21 protein-coding genes are annotated in these 20,902 nt (G+C 65.8%); 14 read left to right on the forward strand and 7 right to left on the reverse strand.

The window, feature by feature from the left end; genetic code table 11:
• Positions 1-76: 76 nt before the first annotated feature.
• Positions 77-1,759 carry a DEAD/DEAH box helicase gene (locus AC3D24_RS07665; RefSeq protein WP_489029542.1) on the forward strand — a complete coding sequence of 561 codons (1,683 nt, stop codon included), beginning with the start codon at positions 77-79 and terminating at the stop codon, positions 1,757-1,759.
• A gap of 5 nt (positions 1,760-1,764) precedes the next feature.
• Positions 1,765-2,283, forward strand: a complete 519-nt coding sequence (locus AC3D24_RS07670; RefSeq protein WP_489033099.1) for a thioredoxin family protein — start codon at positions 1,765-1,767, stop codon at positions 2,281-2,283.
• 388 nt (positions 2,284-2,671) lie between these two features.
• Here AC3D24_RS07670 and AC3D24_RS07675 read toward each other — a convergent pair whose 3' ends face one another.
• The 7 genes from AC3D24_RS07675 to AC3D24_RS07705 all read right to left on the reverse strand — a co-directional run bounded on the left by AC3D24_RS07675 (position 2,672) and on the right by AC3D24_RS07705 (position 10,492).
• Complete coding sequence (locus tag AC3D24_RS07675; protein WP_489029544.1) at positions 2,672-3,289, reverse strand: glutathione S-transferase family protein; 618 nt, start codon at positions 3,287-3,289, stop codon at positions 2,672-2,674.
• A gap of 165 nt (positions 3,290-3,454) precedes the next feature.
• Entirely contained in the window at positions 3,455-4,324 is an 870-nt protein-coding gene (locus AC3D24_RS07680; RefSeq protein ID WP_489029546.1) for a dienelactone hydrolase family protein, read from the reverse strand.
• Between the two features lie 34 nt (positions 4,325-4,358).
• Positions 4,359-5,423 (reverse strand): MBL fold metallo-hydrolase, encoded by a 1,065-nt coding sequence (locus tag AC3D24_RS07685; protein WP_489029548.1) that lies wholly within the window; start codon positions 5,421-5,423, stop codon positions 4,359-4,361.
• A 424-nt stretch (positions 5,424-5,847) separates the two neighbouring features.
• Positions 5,848-6,525, reverse strand: a complete 678-nt coding sequence (locus tag AC3D24_RS07690; protein WP_056484483.1) for a DUF1013 domain-containing protein — start codon at positions 6,523-6,525, stop codon at positions 5,848-5,850.
• A gap of 100 nt (positions 6,526-6,625) precedes the next feature.
• A complete protein-coding gene (locus AC3D24_RS07695) occupies positions 6,626-7,648 on the reverse strand; it encodes a glycosyltransferase family 4 protein (protein WP_489029551.1) in 1,023 nt (340 codons plus the stop codon).
• Positions 7,649-7,809: 161 nt separating this feature from the next.
• Entirely contained in the window at positions 7,810-8,694 is an 885-nt protein-coding gene (locus tag AC3D24_RS07700) for a UDP-2,3-diacylglucosamine diphosphatase (protein ID WP_489029553.1), read from the reverse strand.
• Positions 8,695-9,511: 817 nt separating this feature from the next.
• Positions 9,512-10,492: an NAD(P)H-quinone oxidoreductase gene (locus AC3D24_RS07705; RefSeq protein WP_489029555.1), complete on the reverse strand. Its 981-nt coding sequence runs from the start codon at positions 10,490-10,492 to the stop codon at positions 9,512-9,514.
• Between the two features lie 124 nt (positions 10,493-10,616).
• On the opposite strand from AC3D24_RS07705, the gene AC3D24_RS07710 reads away from it, so the two are divergent.
• The 12 genes from AC3D24_RS07710 to AC3D24_RS07765 all read left to right on the forward strand — a co-directional run bounded on the left by AC3D24_RS07710 (position 10,617) and on the right by AC3D24_RS07765 (position 20,897).
• Entirely contained in the window at positions 10,617-10,811 is a 195-nt protein-coding gene (locus tag AC3D24_RS07710; RefSeq protein ID WP_132736170.1) for a DUF1192 domain-containing protein, read from the forward strand.
• A gap of 143 nt (positions 10,812-10,954) precedes the next feature.
• On the forward strand, positions 10,955-13,273 hold the full coding sequence (clpA, locus tag AC3D24_RS07715; protein WP_489029557.1) for an ATP-dependent Clp protease ATP-binding subunit ClpA: 2,319 nt from the start codon (positions 10,955-10,957) through the stop codon (positions 13,271-13,273).
• A 120-nt stretch (positions 13,274-13,393) separates the two neighbouring features.
• On the forward strand, positions 13,394-15,088 hold the full coding sequence (locus AC3D24_RS07720) for a GGDEF domain-containing protein (protein WP_489029559.1): 1,695 nt from the start codon (positions 13,394-13,396) through the stop codon (positions 15,086-15,088).
• Positions 15,089-15,155: 67 nt separating this feature from the next.
• Positions 15,156-15,353 (forward strand): hypothetical protein, encoded by a 198-nt coding sequence (locus AC3D24_RS07725; protein WP_489029560.1) that lies wholly within the window; start codon positions 15,156-15,158, stop codon positions 15,351-15,353.
• A 65-nt stretch (positions 15,354-15,418) separates the two neighbouring features.
• The gene (locus AC3D24_RS07730; protein WP_056060585.1) at positions 15,419-15,658 is read left to right on the forward strand and encodes an exodeoxyribonuclease VII small subunit; all 240 of its coding nucleotides are present in this window, start codon (positions 15,419-15,421) and stop codon (positions 15,656-15,658) included.
• A gap of 13 nt (positions 15,659-15,671) precedes the next feature.
• Entirely contained in the window at positions 15,672-16,562 is an 891-nt protein-coding gene (locus AC3D24_RS07735) for a polyprenyl synthetase family protein (protein WP_489033101.1), read from the forward strand.
• A gap of 21 nt (positions 16,563-16,583) precedes the next feature.
• Entirely contained in the window at positions 16,584-17,090 is a 507-nt protein-coding gene (coaD, locus tag AC3D24_RS07740; RefSeq protein ID WP_423323262.1) for a pantetheine-phosphate adenylyltransferase, read from the forward strand.
• A 222-nt stretch (positions 17,091-17,312) separates the two neighbouring features.
• Positions 17,313-18,053, forward strand: coding sequence for a peptidylprolyl isomerase (locus AC3D24_RS07745; protein WP_489029563.1), 741 nt, complete (start codon positions 17,313-17,315; stop codon positions 18,051-18,053).
• 7 nt (positions 18,054-18,060) lie between these two features.
• Positions 18,061-19,086: a tRNA preQ1(34) S-adenosylmethionine ribosyltransferase-isomerase QueA gene (gene queA / locus AC3D24_RS07750; protein WP_489029565.1), complete on the forward strand. Its 1,026-nt coding sequence runs from the start codon at positions 18,061-18,063 to the stop codon at positions 19,084-19,086.
• 8 nt (positions 19,087-19,094) lie between these two features.
• Positions 19,095-19,550, forward strand: a complete 456-nt coding sequence (locus AC3D24_RS07755; RefSeq protein ID WP_489029567.1) for an EF-hand domain-containing protein — start codon at positions 19,095-19,097, stop codon at positions 19,548-19,550.
• Position 19,551: 1 nt separating this feature from the next.
• Entirely contained in the window at positions 19,552-20,703 is a 1,152-nt protein-coding gene (tgt, locus tag AC3D24_RS07760) for a tRNA guanosine(34) transglycosylase Tgt (RefSeq protein WP_489029569.1), read from the forward strand.
• Positions 20,700-20,897: a hypothetical protein gene (locus AC3D24_RS07765; protein WP_197978314.1), complete on the forward strand. Its 198-nt coding sequence runs from the start codon at positions 20,700-20,702 to the stop codon at positions 20,895-20,897. The genes tgt and AC3D24_RS07765 overlap by 4 nt, the downstream gene beginning before the upstream one ends.
• Positions 20,898-20,902: the final 5 nt, after the last annotated feature.

The raw sequence follows: 20,902 nt of genomic DNA on the forward strand, positions 1-20,902 counted from the left end.
ACATTTGCCGCCAAATCGGCGAGCGCCGGAAGGCTTGAGGGCAGTGCATTTCACCCTCTATTTACCGGACATTTGCATGAGTTTTGCCGATCTCGGCCTCTCCGACGAACTGCTGAAGGCAGTCACCGACTCCGGCTATACCGAGCCGACCCCGATCCAGGCCGGCGCGATCCCGTCGGTGCTGATGATGCGCGACATCATCGGTATCGCCCAGACGGGCACCGGCAAGACCGCGTCGTTCGTGCTGCCGATGATCGACATTCTCGCGCATGGCCGTAGCCGTGCGCGGATGCCGCGCTCGCTGATCCTCGAACCGACGCGCGAACTCGCCGCGCAGGTGGCGGAGAATTTCGAGAAATACGGCGTCAACTCGAACCTCTCGATGGCGCTGCTGATCGGCGGCGTGTCGATGGGCGACCAGCTCGCCGCGCTGGAGAAGGGCGTCGACGTCCTGATCGCGACGCCGGGCCGGCTGATGGACCTGTTCGGGCGCGGCAAGATCATGCTCAACGGCTGTTCGATGCTGGTGATCGACGAGGCGGATCGGATGCTCGACATGGGCTTCATCCCCGACATCGAGGAAATCTGCACCAAGCTGCCGAAACAGCGCCAGACGCTGCTGTTTTCGGCAACGATGCCGCCGCCGATCAAGAAGCTGGCGGACAAGTTCCTGACCAATCCCAAGACGATCGAGGTGTCGCGCCCGGCGTCGACCAACCTCAACATCAAGCAGTATCTGGTGCCGGTGCCGAGCCAGACCGCCAAGCGCGACACGCTGCGCCGCATCCTTGCGCAGGAAGAGGTCACCAACGCGATCATCTTCTGCAATCGCAAGACGACGGTGCGCGACCTGAACAAGGTGTTGAAGCAGGCGGGCTACAAGTCGGGCGAGATCCACGGCGACATGGAGCAGCCGCAGCGGCTGGCCGAGCTCGAGCTGTTCAAGACCGGCGCGGTGACGATCCTCGTTGCCTCCGACGTCGCGGCGCGCGGGCTCGACATCAAGGGCGTGTCGACGGTGTTCAACTATGACGCACCGTGGCATCCGGACGACTATGTCCACCGGATCGGGCGGACGGGTCGCGCTGGGGCGACGGGGACGGCGTACACGTTCGTCGCGCCGGACGATGCCGAGAACATCGTCAATATCGAGAAGCTGACCGGGCAGACGATCGAGCGGCTGAAGGTTGCCGAGCCGAAGACGGTGCCGGTCACTGCCGTGGCGGAGGACGACCAGGTCGCGCCGCGTCGTGATCGGTCGCGGAACCGTCGTAGCGGGCGTTCGGAGGATGGAGCTCCGGTTGCTGCTGCTGCCGATGCTGGCCGTGAGCGGTCGCGGACGCGTCGCGTACCGCGCGAAGACACGGTTGCGCCGGCGGTCATCGCCGAGGTGCTGGCCGCGGTCGAGCCGGTTGCGGCGGCCAAGCGTCCTCGCTGGGAGCGTACGCCGATCGACGAGCCCGTGCCTGCGGTGAAGCCGCGCGTTGCGGAGGCGGCACGGGTCGAGCCGGTGCAGGCCGAACCCGTGCAGGTTGAACCGGTTCGCGCGGCGCCAGTTCGGTCTGAGCCGGTGCGGTCGGAACCGGTGCGCTCGCAACCTGCTCGTTCGGAAGCGGCAAAGGTCGAACCGCCACGGACGGAGCGCATTCCTGCGGATCCGACCGGTGGTCGCCACCAACCGGTCGCCGATGCGCCGGCGGATGGGTGGAACGGCCCGTTCCCGAGCTTCCTCAATGCCGTAATCGGAGGATATGAATGATGTCGATGCGCCGTCTCGCCGCGATTGCCTTGCTCGCGACTGCCGTGGCCGCCCCCGCCGCGCCCCGCGCGAAAGTCGTGGCGCCGCACGTCAACACGACGAGCTTCGACAAGCTGCCACAGCCGTTGCCGCTGCCGTATAACGAGTCGGCCAACGCCAATGCGCAGGTTGCGGCGGCGCGGGCGCGGGCGCTGAAGACGCATAAGCGGTTGCTTATCGATCTCGGCGGCAATTGGTGCCTCGACTGCCGTCTGCTCGCGGGGACGATCGACCTGCCGGAGATGAAGCGCTTCGTCGACAGCAAGTTCGTGGTGGTGACGGTCGACATTGGCCGCTTCGACAAGAACGGTCAGATCGCGGCGGGGTACGGCATCAAGGGGCGGCTCAAGGGCGTGCCGGCGGTGCTGGTCGTCGATCCGCGGAGCAATCGGTTGCTGAATGCGGGGCATGAGACCGAGCTCGCGGATGCGCGGTCGATGGGTCCGCAGGCGCTGGCCGACTGGCTGGCGAAGTGGGCGGCCTGATCGTTTCTGGTTGAGGATTGAGCCGGGATATCGGCGATCGGTATCCCTCGCGAGTGTTCGCTGGCAGAGGTCGGGTACAGTTGGGCGACGGGTTGTATAAAGCCCGTCACCCCAGCGGAAGCTGGGGTCTCAAGCGGCAGGGTCACGGTCCATTACCGGGATACCCCAGCGTTCGCTGGGGCGACAGGTGAGGGGGGACGGGAACTTGGTTGCCGGGGCGGATACGTTGCCGTCCGCCAATGCTTCGCTCCAGCGGAAGCCGCGGCCAAGTTGGCAAACTGAGAGCGCTAAAAGTTTGACCTGTCTGTTCTCTCGCGAACGGGGGAGGCCAGGGACCAGGAGCGATATCGTTTGGAACCTTGCCCCCCCCGCTTTCGCGAGGGAACGCTCAGGCTTTCACGACCGGAATCAACGCATCGTCCAACGCTCCCGCCTGAATATAGGCCGGGCGTGCCTTCAGCCTTTCCGCATAGTCGACGAACACGTCACGCTTCGGTAGCCAGTCGAATTGTTGTCCCCAGATCACTTGCGAGCCGACATAGACATCGGCGGCAGTGAAGCGGTCTCCGGCGATGTAATCGTGCGCGCCGACTGCCCGTTCGAGCACGGCGACCATCGTGTCGAAATTGCCATAGCCAACCATCCGTTCCTGCGATGCCGTCGGCACGACGCCGAGCGCGCGGTTGGCGGTCGCCGCTTCGACCGGGCCGGCGGCGTAGAAGAGCCAGCGGTAATAGGCGGCGCGTTCGTTGGCGTGCGGTGCGAGATCGGCGTCGGGGAACGCCTCGGCGAGATACGCGCAGATCGCGGCGCATTCGGTGACGGTCTGGCCGTTGTGGACGATCGTCGGGACCTTGCCCATCGGGTTGATCGACAGGAACGGCTCAGCCTTCATCGTCGAGGCGTAGTCGAGGACGACGGTTTCGTACGCGGCGCCGACCTCTTCGAGCATCCATCGCGCGATCCGGCCGCGGGACATCGGGTTGGTGTAGAGCGTTAGCGTCATGCGACTCTCCTGAGAACGGATCGTGAACGATGGTCTCATGGAGAGGGGGCGTGGTCAAGCGGCTGACTGGCGAAGGAAGATTGTTCTTCCGCGAAGGCGGGAGAACAGACTGGGCTCCCGCCTTCGCGGGAGAACACGAAGCGGAATGCTAGGTTCAGCCTCCTGTTACACCAGCGCCTTGTCGAACAGCGCGAGCATGCGGGCCCAGGCCTTGTCCGCCTGGGCTGCGTTGTAGACCTTCGAGTCGGGCGGGCACCAGCCGTGCATCGTGCCTGCGTAGACCTCGATCTCGGCGGGAAGCTTGGCGGCGGCGAAGGCGGCGCGGAGCGTGTCCTTTTCGGTCGGCGAGCGGGCGTCATCGTTGGCGGCGATCGCGATCAGGTATCGGCCCTTCAGCTGCGGGATCAGGAGATGCGGGCTGTCGGGCGTGTCGGTGACGAAGCCACCGCCGTGGAAGGTCGCGCCGGCGCGGATCCGGTTGGGGACGGCTGCGGCAGTGCGCATCACCATCGGGCCGCCCATGCAATAGCCGGTGGTGGCGAGCCCACGCTTGCGGTCGGTCTGCGGTTGCGCGTCGATGAAGGCGGTGAAGGCGCGCGCGTCGCGGACCGTGCCTTCGGAGGTGAGCGCTTCGCGGAACGGCGCGATGCGGGCGCGGACAGCGGGCTGGCCGTAGGATTCGCCGGGGGCGAGGAACGGTGCCTTGGTCGAGCGGTAGAACTGGTTGACGACGAGTACCGCATAGCCGGATTGCGCGAGGCGGTCGGCCATCTGGCGGAAGGCGGGGCGCAGGCCCATGATGTCGGGCCAGACCAGCACGCCGGGGTGCTTGCCGGTGGCGGGTGCGACGAAATAGGCGTCGGCCTTGCCGTCGGGCGTTGTGATCGACACGTCGCGGCCCTTGATGACGGCGGCGTTGGCGGGGGCGGGCAGCAGCATGGTCAGGCCCATCGCGCCGGTCATCACGCCGAACTGGCGGCGCGAGACGCCGGCCAGATAGGCTTCGTTATCGTCTGCGGTATGCTCGTCGCACATGGGGCTATCCTCTTGAATTTGGCTGCATGCTAACTCAGGCCGCGCGCCACCACCATACGCCATCTTGGATGTCGCGGGTCGCTCGGCCTTCGATTTCGAGGCGGCGGAGGTGCGCGAGTGCTTCGCCGGTCGCCATGCCGAGCACGTCCGGACCGATCGCGCGGCGGAACAGGCGTCCGAAACAGTCGACCGCGCGGCGGGGTTCGGCGAGGAAGACGGCGAGTTCGTCGAGTCGCTCGCGGTGCTCGCGGTCCATCGCGTCGAGGCGGGTGTGGAGGCCGGTGAACGGGTCGCCGTGGCCGGGGAGGACGAGCAGGTCGGCGGGCAGCGTCTTGAGCTTGGCAATGGAGGCGAACCATTCGCCCAAGGGGTCGGCGTTGGGTTCGGTGACACCGAGCGAGACGTTGGGGCTGATGCGGGGGAGGACTTGATCGCCGGCGATGAGGATGCCGCCGGCTTCGTCGTATAGGCACGCGTGTTCGGGAGAGTGGCCGGAGCCGGTGACGACGCGCCAGTCGCGCGTGCCGATGGTGAGCGTGTCGCCGTCTTCGATACGCGTGTAGCTAAGCGGCAGTGGGGTGATGATTTTCCGGAAGCCGGCCCAGCCTTTGGCGGTGGCGTGGTCGATCTGTTCTGGGCCCCAGCCTGCGCCGCGCCAGAAAGTGAGCATTTCGTGGGGAACGGAGTCGCGGGCGTCGGCGGCGAGCATACGCGCGGTGAGCCATTCGGCCCGGGTCATGATCAGGGGGGCGGCATGGTGGTCGCACATCCAGCCGGCGAGGCCGATATGGTCTGGGTGGAAGTGGGTGCCGATCATTCGCGTGATGCGAACGTCCGCCTTGGGGCCGTTGAAGATGGCTTTCCAGGCGTCGCGGGCCTCCGCTGTGTTCATGCCGGTGTCGACCAAGGCTTCGCCGTCGGTGTCGGCGAGGAACCAGCAGTTTACGTGTTTCAATGGGCCGGGGATTTTGAGGCGGACCCAGTCTATGCCGGGGGCGACCTCGAAGACGTCACCGGCTTCGGGCTCTGCGCCGCCGAAGGGGTAGGTCAGGCCCTTGTGGCTGGTCGGCGCGAAATCGGTGTCGGGTGCGGTTGCCATCCGTTGCGGTTAGCAACTGGATGTGGCGGGAGATAGTGCTGGCCAACGTCGTCACGACTGTTCCCGCCCAATCCCGACCTTCGCAATCCTCCCCGCAAGGGGGAGGTGGCACCGAAGGTGTCGGAGGGGGAGGACACGGAACCGAGGTTTTCGCTTACCTCCCCCTCCGTCTGGCAAGTGCCAGCCACCTCCCCCTGGCGGGGGAGGATTAGATGGGTTCTCGCTTGAAACGAAGGAAACTTGTTTCCCCGCGAAGGCGGGGACCCAGACTGGGCTCCCGCCTTCGCGGGAGAACAACGACGTTCGGGCTGTCGCCGGATACGGTCACGGCCTGCCGGGCTGGCGATCCTCGCTAGCCGTATCGCAGGAGGAGCGCGCGAGCCCACCCCCTGCCCCCTCCCGCTTGCGGGAGGGGAAAGTGCGGTCAGCGCTTGAAGGGGTCGTCGAAGAGCGGCTTGACGGGGAGGACGCCGCCGTCTGCCACGAACTGTGCGTCCGCTGCCGCCTGGGTGCGCTCGGCGCGGAGCTGCTGGAGGAGCACTTCGCGGTCGCCTTCGAGGCGGGTGTCGGTCGGGGCTTCCATGCCGGCTGCCTTGGCTGCCTTCGCCACCGCGGCGTCGAGTTCGCGCTGCGAGGTCAGGCCGAGCGTGACCGGGTCCTTCGGGGTGATGTTGGCGATGTTCCAGTGGCTGCGGTCGCGGATCGCGGCGATCGTCGTGCGGGTGGTGCCGATCAGCAGCGAGATCGCGCCGTCGGTTATCTCCGGGTGATTGCGGATGATCCACGAGATGCCGTCGGGCTTGTCCTGGCGCTTCGAGACCGGCGTGTAGCGCGGACCCTTGGTGCGGCGGACCTGCTCGGGGCCCTTGATCATCTTCAGCTGGTAATCGGGATCGGCGGCACCCTTGTCGATCTCTTCCTGCGTCACTTCGTGCGCGCGGACGGGATCGCGACCGGTGAGCTTGGTCGAGGTGGTGTCGTCGGCGATCGCCTGGATCTCGAGGATGTGCAGGCCGCAGAAGTCCGCGATCTGCTCGAAGCTGAGCGCGGTATTGTCGACCATCCAGGCGGCGGTGGCATGGGGCATGAGCGGCTGGGCCACAGAGAGAACTCCGTAAAAATAGAAAGGGCCGCCCCTTTCGGAGCGGCCTGACATGAGACGGACTTAGTGTGCGTGGGGCTAACAGGCAAGCGATCAAGCGTCAGGCCGCCAACAGCTTCCGTTCGAGCGGAACGAGCGCGTGGAGGAACTGGCGCGCGCTGGCGGGCCAGCTGTAGCGCGCGGCATAGGCGGCGCAGGTGACGCTGTCGCGGGTGAGCGCGGTGGCGATCGCGGTGTCGAGGTCTTCGTGCATCGCGCCGACACGGTCGTCTAGCACGTCGATCGGCCCGGTTACCGGGTAGGCCGCGACGGGGGTTCCGCAAGCCAGCGCCTCGATCATGACGAGACCGAAGGTGTCGGTGCGGCTCGGGAAGACGAGGACGTCGGCGGTGCGGTAGGCGGCGGCGAGATCGAGGCCCGAGCGCTGGCCGAGAAAGACCGCGTCCGGGAAGCGGCGTGCGAGCATGGCGCGGGCGGGGCCGTCGCCGACCACGACCTTGGTGCCGGAGTGCGCGGAGGACAGGAACGCCTCGATGTTCTTCTCGACCGCGACACGGCCGACATAGAGCTGAATCGGGCCGGGGAGCGCCGCCATTTCCGGATCGCGCGCGCCGTCGAGGCCAAATTGCGCGAAGTCGACGCCCCTGCCCCATTCACGGACCTGGTGCAGGCCTTGGTCCGCCAGTGTCCTGGCGACCGACGGCGTGGAGACCAGAATCGACTGCGCGGGGCGGTGGAACCAGCGGATATAGCGCCAGATCCAGTCCGGGTTCGCGCCGGTGCGGGCGGCGATATAGTCTGGGAATTGGGTGTGGTAAGCGGTGGTGAAGGGAAGCGCGCGGGCGAGGCACCACGTACGCGCGGCCAGGCAGACCGGGCCTTCGGTGGCGAGATGGATCGCGTCGGCGCCGAAGCTCGCCAGCATGCGGCCTACTGCGCCGGACCGGGCGAAGGCGAGGCGGATCTCGGGGTAGGTCGGGCATGGCATCGAGGCGAACTGTTCGGGGGAGACGATCAGGACCTGGTGGCCGATCGATTCGAGTTCCCTGCGGACCGCCTGGAGGGTGCGGACGACGCCGTTGACTTGCGGGCTCCAGGCGTCGGTGACGATCGCGATACGCATCTGTCTTCTCCGTTTTACCCTCTCCCGTCGGGGAGAGGGAGGGGCCCGCTTGGCGCAGCCAAGTGGGAGTGTGAGGGCACACTGTTCACCGGCGTGGTGGACTTGCCCTCACCCTCGCCGCTTCGCGTCTTTCCCTCTCCCCGAGAGGGAGAGGGTTTAGGTCAGGCGGCTAGGGTGACGACCTTGTCGCGCTCGCGGGCGGCGATTTCGTCGGCCCAGTGGAGAAGCTCCATGCGGCCGTCGAAATGCTCGACCAGCGCGGTGCAGCCTTCGACCCAGTCGCCGTCGTTGTAATAGGCGATGCCGGCGATCTCGCGCATTTCGGCGGTGTGGATATGACCGCAGACGACGCCTTCGACGCCGCGGACGCCGGCCGCATGCGCGACGACTTCTTCGAAGTGCGAGATGAAGGCGACCGCGTTCTTGACCTTGGCCTTGGCATGCTTCGACAGCGACCAATAGGGCATGCCGAACGCGCGCCGCGCGCCGTTGACCCAACGGTTGAGGCCCATCAGCATCGTGTAGGCGGCGTCCCCGATATGCGCGACCCAGCGATGCGCGAGCGTGATCGCGTCGAACTCGTCGCCGTGGAGTACCAGCAGGCGGCGGCCGTCGGCGGTCTCGTGGATCGCCTTCCGGCGGATCGAGATGCCGCCGAAGTCGAGCCCCGAATATTGCCGGAACACCTCGTCGTGATTACCGGGGATGTAGACGACGCGGGTGCCGCGCTTGGCGCGCTTGAGCAGGCGCCAGAGGACGTCGTTGTGCGCGGCGGGCCAGTAGAACTTCTTCTTCAGCCGCCAGCCGTCGATCATGTCGCCGACGAGGTACATCGTCTCGCTGTCGACGTGATCGAGGAAGTCGTTGAGCATGCCGGCGTTGCAGCCCCGCGTACCGAGATGGACGTCGGAGATCCAGATCGTGCGGTATTGCCGCCGCTCGACGATCGGCTCGGGTGCGGCCGGGCGTGAGTGGATGAAGTCGGCGATATCGGTGATGTCGGCGCCGATAATGCTAGATGGCGAAAACGTCGTAACGGCGTTCATGAGCCTGCCCCCGCAAAACTATCCTTACGCACTCTTCTAGCGGGCTATTGTGACATCGTGGCCGCAGTCCGGTGACTGTTCGAAGTCAGTGTGGCGGCGGTGTCGCAACTGCCGCGCAAACGCCTTGAAGAATTGGGGCGAAGCCGAACCTATGCCGGGGTCTTACAGAGACGAGTTACCGTGAAGTGTGGTTTCAAGAAGCTTGGCGCGGCCGTTGCAGGTGCGGCGCTGATGGTTGCGCCGACGATGGTCTCGGCGGCAAATCCGGCAGCGTCGCTGTCGATGGCGCCCGCGCACTGCGACGTCGGGCAAGCGCAAGCTCGCCGAGAGTCCGACCGCGACTTACGTCAGCATCGGCATCCTGGCTGCGTTGGTGGTTGGCGTGCTGCTGGCGACCAGCGGTGGGGATGATGATTCAGATAGCAACTGAGGGATCGGAGCCGGGACCGTTTGGGTCCTGACTTCAATCACCAAGTAGCATGTTTCCCCGCGAAGGCGGGGATCCAGACTGGGCTCCCGCCTTCGCGGGAGAACAAGATTGCCTTGGGTCGGCGCTTTGCTTCCCCCCATCCCACCCCGGCGAAGGCCGGGGCCTAATTGGAAAGGTAGCAGTAACGGAGGACGACGAATCGTTACTCAACTTTCCCAATTGGGCCCCGGCCTTCGCCGGGGTGGTTGTGTATGGGTGCGCGTCGGTCGTCGAACGGAGATACCCCAGCTTTCGCTGGGGTGACGGGATTGGGGCGGTTGGGCGGGTGGCATGCGGATACGGGCGGGGGGGCGGAAGAAAAGGACGCACACCCCCTTCCTCCCCCGTTCACTCCATCGTCAGCACGATCTTCCCGACGTGATCGCCCGCTTCCATCCGGGTATGCGCGGCCGGTGCATCGGCGAAGGCGAACACGCGGTCGATGACTGGCTTCAGCTTGCCGGCCTCGACGTGCGGCCACACGGTGCGCGCCAGTTCGTCGGCGACCAGCGACTTGAACGCGGTGTCGCGTGGGCGGAGCGTGGAGCCGGTCAGCGTCAGGCGACGGCGCATGATCTCGAACAGGGGGACGGTCGCCGTCATGCCGCCCATGACCGCGATCGACACATGGCGGCCGTCGTCCGCGAGGCATTGCAGGTTGCGGGGGACGTAGTCGCCGCCGACCATGTCGAGCACCGCGGCGACGCCCTTGCCGCCGGTGATCTGCTTCACGCGCTCGACGAAATCCTCCGACTTGTAGTCGATCGCGTGCGTGGCGCCGAGGCTTAGCGCCGCCTCGCACTTCGCCTTGGAGCCGGCGGTGACGATGATGTCGATGCCGAACACGTTGCACAGGCCGATCGCCATCGTGCCGATCCCGCTGGTGCCGCCGTGAACCAGCACCGTGTCGCCCTCCATCGCGTAGGCGCGCTCGAACAGGTTGGTCCAGACGGTGAAGAGCGTCTCGGGCATCGCCGCCGCCTCGGTCATCGTGAGAGCCTCGGGCACGGGAAGGCACTGACCGAACGGCGCGACCGCATATTCCGCATACGCACCGCCGGTGATGAGCGCGCAGACGAGCTGGCCGATCTGTTCGTTGCCGACCCCCTCGCCGACCGCGACGATCGTGCCGGAGATTTCCATGCCGAGGATCGACGGTGCCCCCGGCGGCGGCGGATATTTGCCCTGGCGCTGCATCACCTCGGGACGATTGACGCCAGCGGCCGCTACCTTGACGAGCACCTCGCCCGACCCAGGCTGCGGCACGGGCCGGTCGACCAGCACCAGGACTTCCGGACCGCCGGGCTGTTCCGGATCGATCGCCTTCATGACGTCAGGTACACGTAAGTTACTCGATGTGTTTTCGGGTATCGCGGTCATCTGCTCGTCACGCCCCTTTTGATTACCCGGCCTTATTGACATCACTCTGGTGCGGGTCAACGTTAGAGGCACGATGGACCTGGAAGACGCCCCCTCCCGTCCCGACGATCTGCTTGACGCACTGGTGCGGCAGGACCTGGATCCGTTGTCGGTCGCCGAGCTCGATGCACGCATAACCGTGTTGCAGGGTGAGATCGCCCGCTGCCAGGTCAAAAAGGACCGCGCGGTCAGCCACCGGGCCAGTGCCGACGACCTTTTCAGGCGGTGAAATACCCTCCCATCCCCTCGCTCGCTGTATTTGGACAGCGCAGGAACGGATGGGGCCGGGTTCAAGTGCTTGATGCGACCAATATCAGTTCCGACATAGTGGCAAAGGGCTCGCGTTCTCGCGGCCCGACAGGAGTATTGTAAATGCCATCATTTGCACCCGCCCTCGAGACCACGCTGCACAAGGCGCTTGAGGCGGCGTCGTCCCGGCGCCACGAATATGCGACGCTGGAGCATCTGCTGATCGCGCTGATCGACGACGAACATGCGTCGAAGGTCATGACCGCTTGCAACGTCGAGATCGGCGATCTGAAGAATACCGTCTCGCACTACCTCGACAGCGAACTCGATGCGCTGAAGGTCGATGCGGCGACCGATCCCTCCCCCACCAGCGGGTTCCAGCGCGTCGTCCAGCGCGCGATCCTGCACGTCCAGTCCTCGGGCCGCGACGAAGTGACCGGCGCCAACGTGCTCGTCGCCTTGTTCAGCGAGCGCGAGAGCTATGCCGTCTATTTCCTGCAACAGCAGGACATGAGCCGCCTCGATGCGGTCAGCTTCATCAGCCACGGTGTCGGCAAGGGCGGACAGCAGGCGACCGAAGCATCCACGCCAAAGGGTGCGGACGACGAGAAGCCGGCCAAGGGACAGGAGAAGGGCAAGACGGAAAGCGCGCTCAAGCAATTCACGGTCGACCTCAACGAGAAGGCCCGCAACGGCAAGGTCGATCCCCTGATCGGGCGTGGTCCGGAGGTGGATCGGACGATCCAGATTCTGTGCCGCCGGTCGAAGAACAACCCGCTCTACGTGGGCGACCCCGGCGTCGGGAAGACCGCGATCGCGGAAGGCCTGGCGCGGAAGATCGTCGAGGGCGACGTTCCGGAAGTGCTGTTGCCTGCTGTGATCTATTCGCTCGACATGGGCGCGTTGCTGGCGGGCACGCGGTATCGCGGTGACTTCGAGGAGCGGCTGAAGGCGGTCGTCAACGAACTCGAGAAGCTGCCCGACGCGGTGCTGTTCATCGACGAGATCCACACCGTGATCGGTGCCGGCGCGACGAGTGGCGGGGCGATGGATGCGTCGAACCTGCTGAAGCCGGCACTCAGCGGCGGTACGATCCGGTGCATCGGTTCGACGACGTACAAGGAGTTCCGCAACCACTTCGAGAAGGACCGCGCGTTGCTGCGGCGCTTCCAGAAGATCGACGTGAACGAGCCGACGATCGAGGATACCATCAAGATCCTCGCTGGCTTGCGGTCGGCGTTCGAGGATCACCACAACGTCAAGTACACGCCCGATGCGATCAAGTCGGCGGTGGAGTTGTCGGCGCGGTACATCAACGACCGCAAGCTGCCGGACAAGGCGATCGATGTGATCGACGAGGTTGGCGCGATGCAGATGCTGGTGCCGCCGAACAAGCGCAAGAAGACGATCACCCCCAAGGAGATCGAGATGGTCATCGCGACCATGGCGCGAATTCCGCCGAAGAGCGTCTCGACCGACGACAAGAAGTCGCTGGCGAGCCTCGAAACGGATCTGAAGCGGGTGGTGTTCGGTCAGGACAAGGCGATCGAGCTGCTCTCGTCGGCGATCAAGCTGAGCCGTGCGGGTCTGCGCGATCCGGACAAGCCGATCGGCAATTACCTGTTCACCGGGCCGACCGGCGTGGGCAAGACCGAGGTCGCGCGTCAGTTGGCGACGATCCTGGGTATCCCGCTCCAGCGGTTCGACATGAGCGAGTATATGGAGCGGCATTCGGTCAGCCGGCTGATCGGCGCGCCGCCGGGCTATGTCGGGTTCGACCAGGGCGGGTTGCTGACCGATGCGGTCGACCAGCAGCCGCATTCGGTGTTGTTGCTCGACGAGATCGAGAAGGCGCATCCCGACCTGTTCAACATCCTGTTGCAGGTCATGGATAACGGGCGCCTGACCGACCAGCACGGCAAGTCGGTCGATTTCCGCAACACGATCGTCATCATGACGACCAATGCGGGTGCGTCGGACATGGCGCGCGAGACGGTCGGCTTCGGCAATCTCACCCGCGAGGGCGAGGACGAGCAGGCGGTGCAGAAGATGTTCACGCCGGAATTCCGCAACCGGCTGGATGCGATCGTGCCGTTCGGATACCTGCCGACGACGGTGGTCGCGCGGGTCGTGGACAAGTTCATCCTGCAGCTCGAACTGCAGCTGGCGGACCGCGGCGTGCATATCCAGCTCGATGACGAATCGAAGGCATGGCTGACCGAAAAGGGCTATGACAAGCTGTACGGCGCAAGGCCGATGGGTCGCCTGATCCAGGAGAAGATCAAGCAGCCGCTCGCCGAGGAATTGCTGTTCGGCAAGCTGGTCCACGGCGGCGAGGTGACGGTGAAGATGAAGGACGGCGCGCTGTCGTTCGCGATCGAAGCCGCCGCGCCGAAAAAGCCCAAGAAGAAGGGCAAGACCGAGACCGTCGAGGCGAAGTAACCCGGCCAAACGCAACGCCGATCAAAGCCCGCTGCCGGTTCACCCCGTCGGCGGGCTTTTTTCTGGAATAATGCGAGCGCGTTTACCGTTAATTGGTGAACATACACATAGTCTCGTGTCATGACGATGACGGTGTGGCTGCGATGGATGATCGGCGTTTTGACGCTGGCGTCCGGATTTGCGCTCGCCGCACCCGCTTATGCGATCACCGGCGTACCGTTGTCGGTGTGCATCCGCCCCGCCCAACCCGGCATGATGCCTGCGAATCTGTTCGCGACGCCGGCAAGCTTCGACTGCACGACGTCGCAGACCGCGTTCGGCGCGGGCGATTTCTGGCTGATGTCGGGGCGCCTTCCCGTCAACGACCTGGAGGCGCGCGACGTACGGATCGGCAGCACGTGGATGAACCGCGTGACGCTGTACGTTCTATACGCCGATGGCGCGATCCGCCGGACCGGCTTCACCCACCGGACGACCGGTCCGCTGCTAGGCTTGGGCCCGGTGATCGTCCAGTCGCTGCCCAGTCATGACACCGCGCCGGTGCGGCTGCTGTGGCATGTCGAGGGCACGGCGAACCTGCGCGGGATCATCCTCGGCGCGACGCTCGCGACACACCGGGAGAGCGCGAACGCGGAAGCCGTTCTGGCCGCGCTGTACGGCGCATTCGGGGGGATGGCGATCGCGCTGATCGTCTATAATCTCGCGCTGTGGGGAGCGTTGCGGCAGGCGTTCCAACCGGCATATTGCCTGCTCGTGCTGTGCCTGCTGATCTACGCGTTCACGTCGTCGGGGGCGTTGGGGCAGATCGTCCCGACCCTCGACAACAACGATCGCCAGCGGCTGAACGCGCTGTTCCTGGCGGCATCGGCGGGGTCGGCCTTGTGGTTCGCGCGGATGTTCTTCGAGCGCGACGTGTTCGCCGGATGGCTGCGGCCGGTCAGCAGCGGCGTGATCGCCGCGCTGTTCGCCACGTCGCTGTTGTGGGCGAGCGCCGCGCCGTGGCACTTCCACGTGCTGGATATGATGCTGGTCTGCGCGTACCTAGCGCTGCTGGCGATGGTGCCGATCATCCTGTGGCGCGCATGGCGGGCGCGGAGCAATTTCCTGTGGCTGTTCGCGGTCGCCTGGGGTGCGCCGATCGCGGTGGCGACGATGCGCGTGGCCAATGCGTTTGAGCTGATGCCGTGGAGCTTCTGGCTCGACAATTCGACGATCCTGTCGATGGCGCTCGAGGCGCTGCTGTCGAGCCTTGCGATCGCCTACCGAATCCGCCTGCTCAGCATCGAGCGCGACGAGGCTCGCGAACAGGAGATCGCTGCACGGTTGCTCGCGGATACCGAGCCGTTGACCGGGCTGCTCAACCGCCGCGCATTCCTGGCGCGCGCGATCGGCCGGCCGGGCGACCAGATGCTGCTGATCGCCGACGTCGACCATTTCAAGCGCGTCAACGAGACGATCGGCCACGACGGCGGCGACGAGGTGCTACGGGTGGTCGCGCGCGCGCTACGCAACGCGGTGCCGAGCGACGCCCTGGTGGCGCGGATCGGCGGCGAGGAGTTCGCGATCCTGGTCGACGCCCCCCTGCCGGGATCGAGCGCGGACATGCTGGCCGAGACGATCCTCGATAGGTTGCGGGGCCAGCGCATGCCGTTCGACATCAAGGTGACCGCGAGCATCGGCCGCTGTACCGGGCCACTGCTGCGCGAATCCGACTGGAAGACGCTGTACCGGAGCGCCGACCGTGCGCTGTTCGCGGCCAAGGGCGCCGGGCGCGATCGATCACGTGACGCGGGCGGGCTGCCGATCGCCGCCTGAGGGGCCAGCCGATCCACTTGCGAAACGACCGGTTTGACGGCATGCTGGCGATCTCGGGAGACGGATGATGCGCGATCGTAGGGCGGTGCTGTTGGTTGCGGGACTGGCGCTGATTGTGCTGGCCGTCTGGCATCCCACTGCCGATATCCGCATCATCACGCACGAAACCAGCGATCCCTCGCCGCACCGGATGCTGGCCGCAGTCGATCTCGGGCTGATCGGCGTGTCGGTGCTCTACACCTGGACCGTCAGCCGATTGCGCTGAACCGTCGGGCGATCCATGGCGCGCATCCTTGACCCTCGTCCGGTGCCTGCGCCATAGCGGCGGGCATGGACACGCCGATCGAAGACCTCGCGTTCGAGGATGCACTGAAGGAACTTGAGCTCATCGTCGGGAAGCTGGAAAGTGGCGACACGCCGCTTCAGCAGGCGATCGAACTGTACGAGCGCGGCAACAAGCTGCGCCAGCGTTGCGCCGACCGGCTCGATGCGGCGCAGGCGCGGATCGAGGCGATCCGGCTCGACGGCGACGGCAAGCCTGCCGGCGTCCGCCCGTTCGCGGCGGGCTGACGCGGTGAGCGGGATGCCCGTCACGCTTGATGCCGCGCTTGCCGAGGTCTCCGCGGAGATCGACCGGCAATTCGACCAGTTGCTGACCATTCCGGACGATCCGCGCGGCGACCTGTACCGCGCAATGCGGCACGCGGCGATCGGTGGTGGCAAGCGGCTGCGGCCGCTACTCGTGTTCGCGACCGCCAATCTGTTCGACGTCGCGCGCGACTGCGCCGCACGGGCGGCGACGGCGATCGAGGCGATCCACGTCTATTCGCTGATCCATGACGATCTGCCGGCGATGGATGACGACGACATGCGCCGTGGCAAGCCGACCGTGCACAAGCTATTCGACGAGGCGACCGCGATCCTGGCGGGCGACTGCCTGCATGCGCTGGCGTTCGAGATTCTTGCCGATCCAGCCACACATGCCGATCCGTTCGTGCGGATCGAACTGGTGATGGACCTTGCGCGTGCGTCCGGTCCTAACGGCATGGCGGGCGGGCAGAAGATGGATATCGAGGCGGAGAACATGCGCTTCGATCTCAACACCGTCACGCGGTTGCAGCAGATGAAGACGGGTGCGCTGATCTCGGCTTCGGTCGAGGCCGGGGCGATCCTGGGACGGTTGCCGCCTGAGGGGCGCGTGGGTCTGCGGGGTTATGCGCATGACCTGGGGCTGGCGTTCCAGATCGCCGACGACCTGCTCGATGCGGAGGGCGACGAGGCCGTCGTCGGCAAGTCGCTGCGCAAGGACGAGGTCGCTGGCAAGGAGACGTTCCTGTCGCTGCTCGGCGCGGAGCGCGCGCGTGAACAGGCGCGGATGCTGGTGGACCAGGCCGTGGCGCACCTGCATAGCTACGGCAAAGAAGCCGATCTGTTGCGCGACATCGCGCGCTTCGTGCTCGAACGCGACCGCTGAGCGTATAACCGGGAGTTCAACATGACCGCACGCATTGGTGTCTATCCGGGCACGTTCGATCCGGTCACGTTGGGCCATATGGACATCATCCGGCGCGGCGCGAAGCTGGTCGACCGGCTGGTGATCGGGGTGACGACCAACCCGTCCAAGTCGCCGATGTTCACGATCGAGGAGCGGATGGCGACGGTGCGCCGCGAGGTGGCCGACGTCGATGGCGACATCGAGGTCGTCGCGTTCGATTCGCTGCTGATGGATTTTGCCGAGCGACAGGGGGCGAAGGTGATCGTCCGTGGCCTGCGCGCGGTCGCCGACTTCGAATACGAATACCAGATGGCGGGGATGAACCAACAGATCAATCCGCGCGTCGAGACGGTGTTCCTGATGGCCGACGTCGCGTTGCAGCCGATCGCGAGCCGGCTGGTGAAGGAAATTGCGCTGTACGGCGGAAATATCGCGAAGTTCGTGCCGGGGGCGGTGTGTGCGGAAGTGGTGGCGCGGGTCGAGAAGATCGGCCGCAAGGGTAGCTGAATTCCCCTCATGCCGGGCTTGTTCCGGCATCCACGGTTCCTCAAGGCCAAAAGAATTGAGTACGCGGAACGGTGCGCCCCGGAACAAGCCCGGGGTGACGGGCTGCGCTAGGGATCGCTCCCTCTCGCTCGGCACGTCTGCACGTTCAGATTGGCGCAAGCGGGGATTTGCTCTAAGTGGCGGCAGCCTGGTTGCGCCGGGCCTCTTGCGAGTGGGAATTTGATGCGCTTTTTCGTCGGAATGTTCGCGTTGCTCGGGTGCCTGGTCACGGTGCCGGTCGCCGCGCAGAAGAATAATGTGGTGGTAGCCCCCGCGCGTGCGACGCCGCCGCTGACGACCGATACGCAGAATCTGCTGCTGCTCGACCTGTCGACCGGTGGTCGCGTGACGATCTGGCTGCGGCCGGACGTCGCACCGCTGATGGTCGAGCGGATCAAGACGCTCACTCGCCAGCATTTCTATGACGGCCTGCTGTTTCACCGCGTGATCGACGGGTTCATGGCGCAAGGCGGCGATCCCAAGGGCGACGGCACCGGCGGCTCGACGCTGCCCGACGTGAAGGCGGAGTTCAATTACCTGCCGCATGTCCGCGGCGCGGTATCGGCGGCGCGGTCGGACAAGGAGGACAGCGCGAACAGCCAGTTCTTCATCGTCTTCCAGCCGCGCCTGAGCCTCGACAAGAAATATACCGTGTTCGGTCGCGTGATCGACGGGATGCAGTATGTCGATGCGATCGAGCGCGGCGAGCCACCGGCGAACCCGTCGCGGATCGTCCATGCGTATATCGCGGCGGACAATCCCCCGGCGTATGTCGCTGGTCCCCCTGCTCCTGCGCTCGGTGCGCCGGTGACGTTGCCGGGTACGGCATCGGGTCCGGATGCGGCCAAGCCCAAGCTCGCGCCGGCTGCTCGCAAGGCGCCCCCTGCCAAGCCGGCGGCCAAGAAGGCTCCTGCAAAAAAGTGACTCCACGTTGAACGTCGACCTTTTCGACTTCGACCTGCCGACCGACAACATCGCGCTCCGCCCCGCGGCGCCGCGAGATGATGCACGGATGCTGGTGCTCGAAGGTGATCGCACGCTGGATGCGGGCGTATCAGACCTGCCGTCGCTGCTGCGTCGTGGCGACATCCTCGTATTCAACGATACGCGTGTGATCCCGGCGCAGTTGGACGGGACGCGCGGCGATGCGAAGATCGGCGCGACGCTGCACAAGCGCGAGGGACCGCGGCGGTGGCGCGCGTTCATCCGCAACGCAAGGCGGCTGCGCGATGGCGACGTGATCGAGTTCGGCAACGGCGTCAGCGCCGCGGCGGTCGATCGCGAGGACGACGGGAGCTACGCGCTGGTGTTCGCCGGTGACGAACCGGTCGAACTGCTGCTGGAGCGCGCGGGCCATATGCCCCTGCCCCCGTATATCGCCGGCAAGCGCCCGACCGACGAACGCGACGCGGACGATTACCAGACGATGTTCGCGTCCGAGCCGGGCGCGGTAGCGGCGCCGACGGCGGCGTTGCACTTCACGCCGAAGCTGATGGCGGCGCTCGAGGCGGCGGGGATCGGTCATGCGATGCTGACGCTGCATGTCGGCGCGGGGACGTTCCTTCCCGTGAAGGCCACAGACACGACCGAACACAAGATGCATGCGGAATGGGGCCGGATTGATGCCGCCACCGCCGATCGCCTCAATGCGGTTCGTGCAAACGGTGGGCGCGTGATCGCAGTGGGGACGACGTCGCTGCGGCTGATCGAGAGCGCGACCGGCGAGGACGACGTCATTCGCCCGTTCGATGGCGACACCGCGATCTTCATCACGCCGGGTTATCGGTTCCGCGGGATCGATGGGCTGATGACCAATTTCCATCTGCCACGCTCGACGTTGTTCATGCTGGTATCGGCGCTGATGGGGCGCGAGCGGATGCAGGCGGCGTATGCGCATGCGATCGCCGGGAAGTATCGCTTCTACAGCTATGGCGACGCCTCGCTTCTGCTGCCATGACGGGCGGCATGCTGCTCGCACTCGCTCTGCTCCAAGCCATTACCGCCGCACCGCCGCCCGCGGGTACGCCGCAACCGCCTGCAACGATTTTTGCCGAGCCAGCTGCGCTGTTCATAGCCGCTTGTGATGCCAACGGTGACGGGCGGGTTACGCAAGCCGAGCTGACCGCAGGCGTTGCCCGAAGCTTTGCCACTGCGGAGGGCGCTGCGACGGGCTCAATCGGGTACATCGCCTATGCCGATTGGGCTCAAGCTTGGCTCGGCGATCGCAACGCGTTGCCCAGCCCATTCGAGGTTGATCGCGATGGCGATAACCGGATCACGCTCGTCGAACTCCAGGCGCGGTTCGCGCAGTTCTTCACGCGGTTCGACCGTGACAAGGACGGCGTGCTGACCCGCGCCGAACTCATCATCATCCGCGGCGCGCCGGTCGGCGATCGCTACGGCATCCGCAAGAAAAAGTAACATGACCACTCGTCCCCGCTTCGACTTCACCATCTCCGCCACCGATGGCAAGGCGCGCACCGGCGTCATCGCGATGCAACGTGGTGACATCCGCACGCCCGCGTTCATGCCGGTCGGCACTGCGGCTACCGTCAAGGGCATGAAGCCCGCCGATGTCGTCGGCGCGGGCGCGGACATCATCCTCGGCAACACTTATCATCTGATGCTGCGGCCGGGTGCGGAGCGGGTTGCGCGGCTGGGCGGGCTGCATGCGTTTTCGGGCTGGTCGAAGCCGATCCTGACCGACTCCGGCGGCTATCAGGTAATGAGTCTGGCCGACCTGACCAAGCGCTCCGAGGAGGGCGTGTCGTTCAAGTCGCACCTCGACGGCACGCGGCATCTGCTGAGCCCCGAGCGGTCGATCGAGATCCAGCGGTTGCTTGGCTCGAACATCGTCATGGCGTTCGACGAGCTGGTACCAACGACGTCGACGCGTGAGGTGCAGGCAGCGGCGATGGAGCGATCGATGCGCTGGGCCAAGCGGTCGCGAGCGGCGTTCGACAGTGGCGAGACGCATGCCGAGAACAACGCGATCTTCGGGATCCAGCAGGGTGCGCTGAACGAGGGGTTCCGGAAGTCATCGGCGGATGCGCTGATCGGTATCGGCTTCGACGGCTATGCGGTCGGCGGGCTCGCTGTCGGCGAGGGCCAGGAGGCGATGTTCGGGTGCCTCGATTTCGCGCCGGACCAGTTGCCGGTCGACAAGCCGCGCTACCTGATGGGGGTCGGCAAGCCGGACGACATCGTCGGCGCGGTTGAGCGCGGGATCGACATGTTCGATTGCGTAATGCCGACTAGGTCGGGACGCACGGGCCAGGCGTTCACGCGGACCGGGCCGATCAACATCCGCAACGCGAAGTTCGCCGAGGATATGGGGCCACTCGACCCCGCCTGTCCCTGTCCGGTCTGTGCGACTTGGGGTCGGGCGTATCTGCATCACCTCGTCCGATCGGGCGAAATGCTTGGCGCAATGCTCATGACGGAGCATAACATCTGGTTCTACGAAACGCTGATGGCGGATCTGCGGGCGGCGATTGCCTCGGGGACGCTGACGCAGTTCGCGAATGATTTCCGCGCGTTGTATGCCCGGAAGAGTGAAGGAGAGCCCAAGTGACGATCAAGATCGACAGCGATACCCCGAACGAAATCCTCGCCGCCGCGAAGGAGGCGAAGCTGCAGGCCGAAGCCGCCGCGCACAACGCCGCCGAGAAGGCAAAGAGCTGGCCGCTCGCGAAGATCGGTCTCGGCGTCGGCATCGGCTCGGCGGCGATCGCGGGCGCGGTACTGTTCGCGAACCGCAACAAGTAAGGACC

This window comes from Sphingomonas sp. SL1004 (assembly GCF_057815015.1).

Excerpts from the sequence above, each read along its gene's own strand:
- AC3D24_RS07665 (WP_489029542.1), top strand. The coding sequence starts at position 77 with ATGAGTTTTGCCGATCTCGGCCTCTCCGACGAACTGCTGAAGGCAGTC.
- AC3D24_RS07670 (WP_489033099.1), top strand. The coding sequence starts at position 1,765 with ATGCGCCGTCTCGCCGCGATTGCCTTGCTCGCGACTGCCGTGGCCGCC.
- AC3D24_RS07675 (WP_489029544.1), bottom strand. The coding sequence starts at position 3,289 with ATGACGCTAACGCTCTACACCAACCCGATGTCCCGCGGCCGGATCGCG.
- AC3D24_RS07680 (WP_489029546.1), bottom strand. The coding sequence starts at position 4,324 with ATGTGCGACGAGCATACCGCAGACGATAACGAAGCCTATCTGGCCGGC.
- AC3D24_RS07685 (WP_489029548.1), bottom strand. The coding sequence starts at position 5,423 with ATGGCAACCGCACCCGACACCGATTTCGCGCCGACCAGCCACAAGGGC.
- AC3D24_RS07695 (WP_489029551.1), bottom strand. The coding sequence starts at position 7,648 with ATGCGTATCGCGATCGTCACCGACGCCTGGAGCCCGCAAGTCAACGGC.
- AC3D24_RS07700 (WP_489029553.1), bottom strand. The coding sequence starts at position 8,694 with ATGAACGCCGTTACGACGTTTTCGCCATCTAGCATTATCGGCGCCGAC.
- AC3D24_RS07705 (WP_489029555.1), bottom strand. The coding sequence starts at position 10,492 with ATGAAGGCGATCGATCCGGAACAGCCCGGCGGTCCGGAAGTCCTGGTG.
- AC3D24_RS07710 (WP_132736170.1), top strand. The coding sequence starts at position 10,617 with ATGGACCTGGAAGACGCCCCCTCCCGTCCCGACGATCTGCTTGACGCA.
- clpA (WP_489029557.1), top strand. The coding sequence starts at position 10,955 with ATGCCATCATTTGCACCCGCCCTCGAGACCACGCTGCACAAGGCGCTT.
- AC3D24_RS07720 (WP_489029559.1), top strand. The coding sequence starts at position 13,394 with ATGACGATGACGGTGTGGCTGCGATGGATGATCGGCGTTTTGACGCTG.
- AC3D24_RS07725 (WP_489029560.1), top strand. The coding sequence starts at position 15,156 with ATGCGCGATCGTAGGGCGGTGCTGTTGGTTGCGGGACTGGCGCTGATT.
- AC3D24_RS07730 (WP_056060585.1), top strand. The coding sequence starts at position 15,419 with ATGGACACGCCGATCGAAGACCTCGCGTTCGAGGATGCACTGAAGGAA.
- AC3D24_RS07735 (WP_489033101.1), top strand. The coding sequence starts at position 15,672 with ATGCCCGTCACGCTTGATGCCGCGCTTGCCGAGGTCTCCGCGGAGATC.
- coaD (WP_423323262.1), top strand. The coding sequence starts at position 16,584 with ATGACCGCACGCATTGGTGTCTATCCGGGCACGTTCGATCCGGTCACG.
- AC3D24_RS07745 (WP_489029563.1), top strand. The coding sequence starts at position 17,313 with ATGCGCTTTTTCGTCGGAATGTTCGCGTTGCTCGGGTGCCTGGTCACG.
- AC3D24_RS07755 (WP_489029567.1), top strand. The coding sequence starts at position 19,095 with ATGCTGCTCGCACTCGCTCTGCTCCAAGCCATTACCGCCGCACCGCCG.
- tgt (WP_489029569.1), top strand. The coding sequence starts at position 19,552 with ATGACCACTCGTCCCCGCTTCGACTTCACCATCTCCGCCACCGATGGC.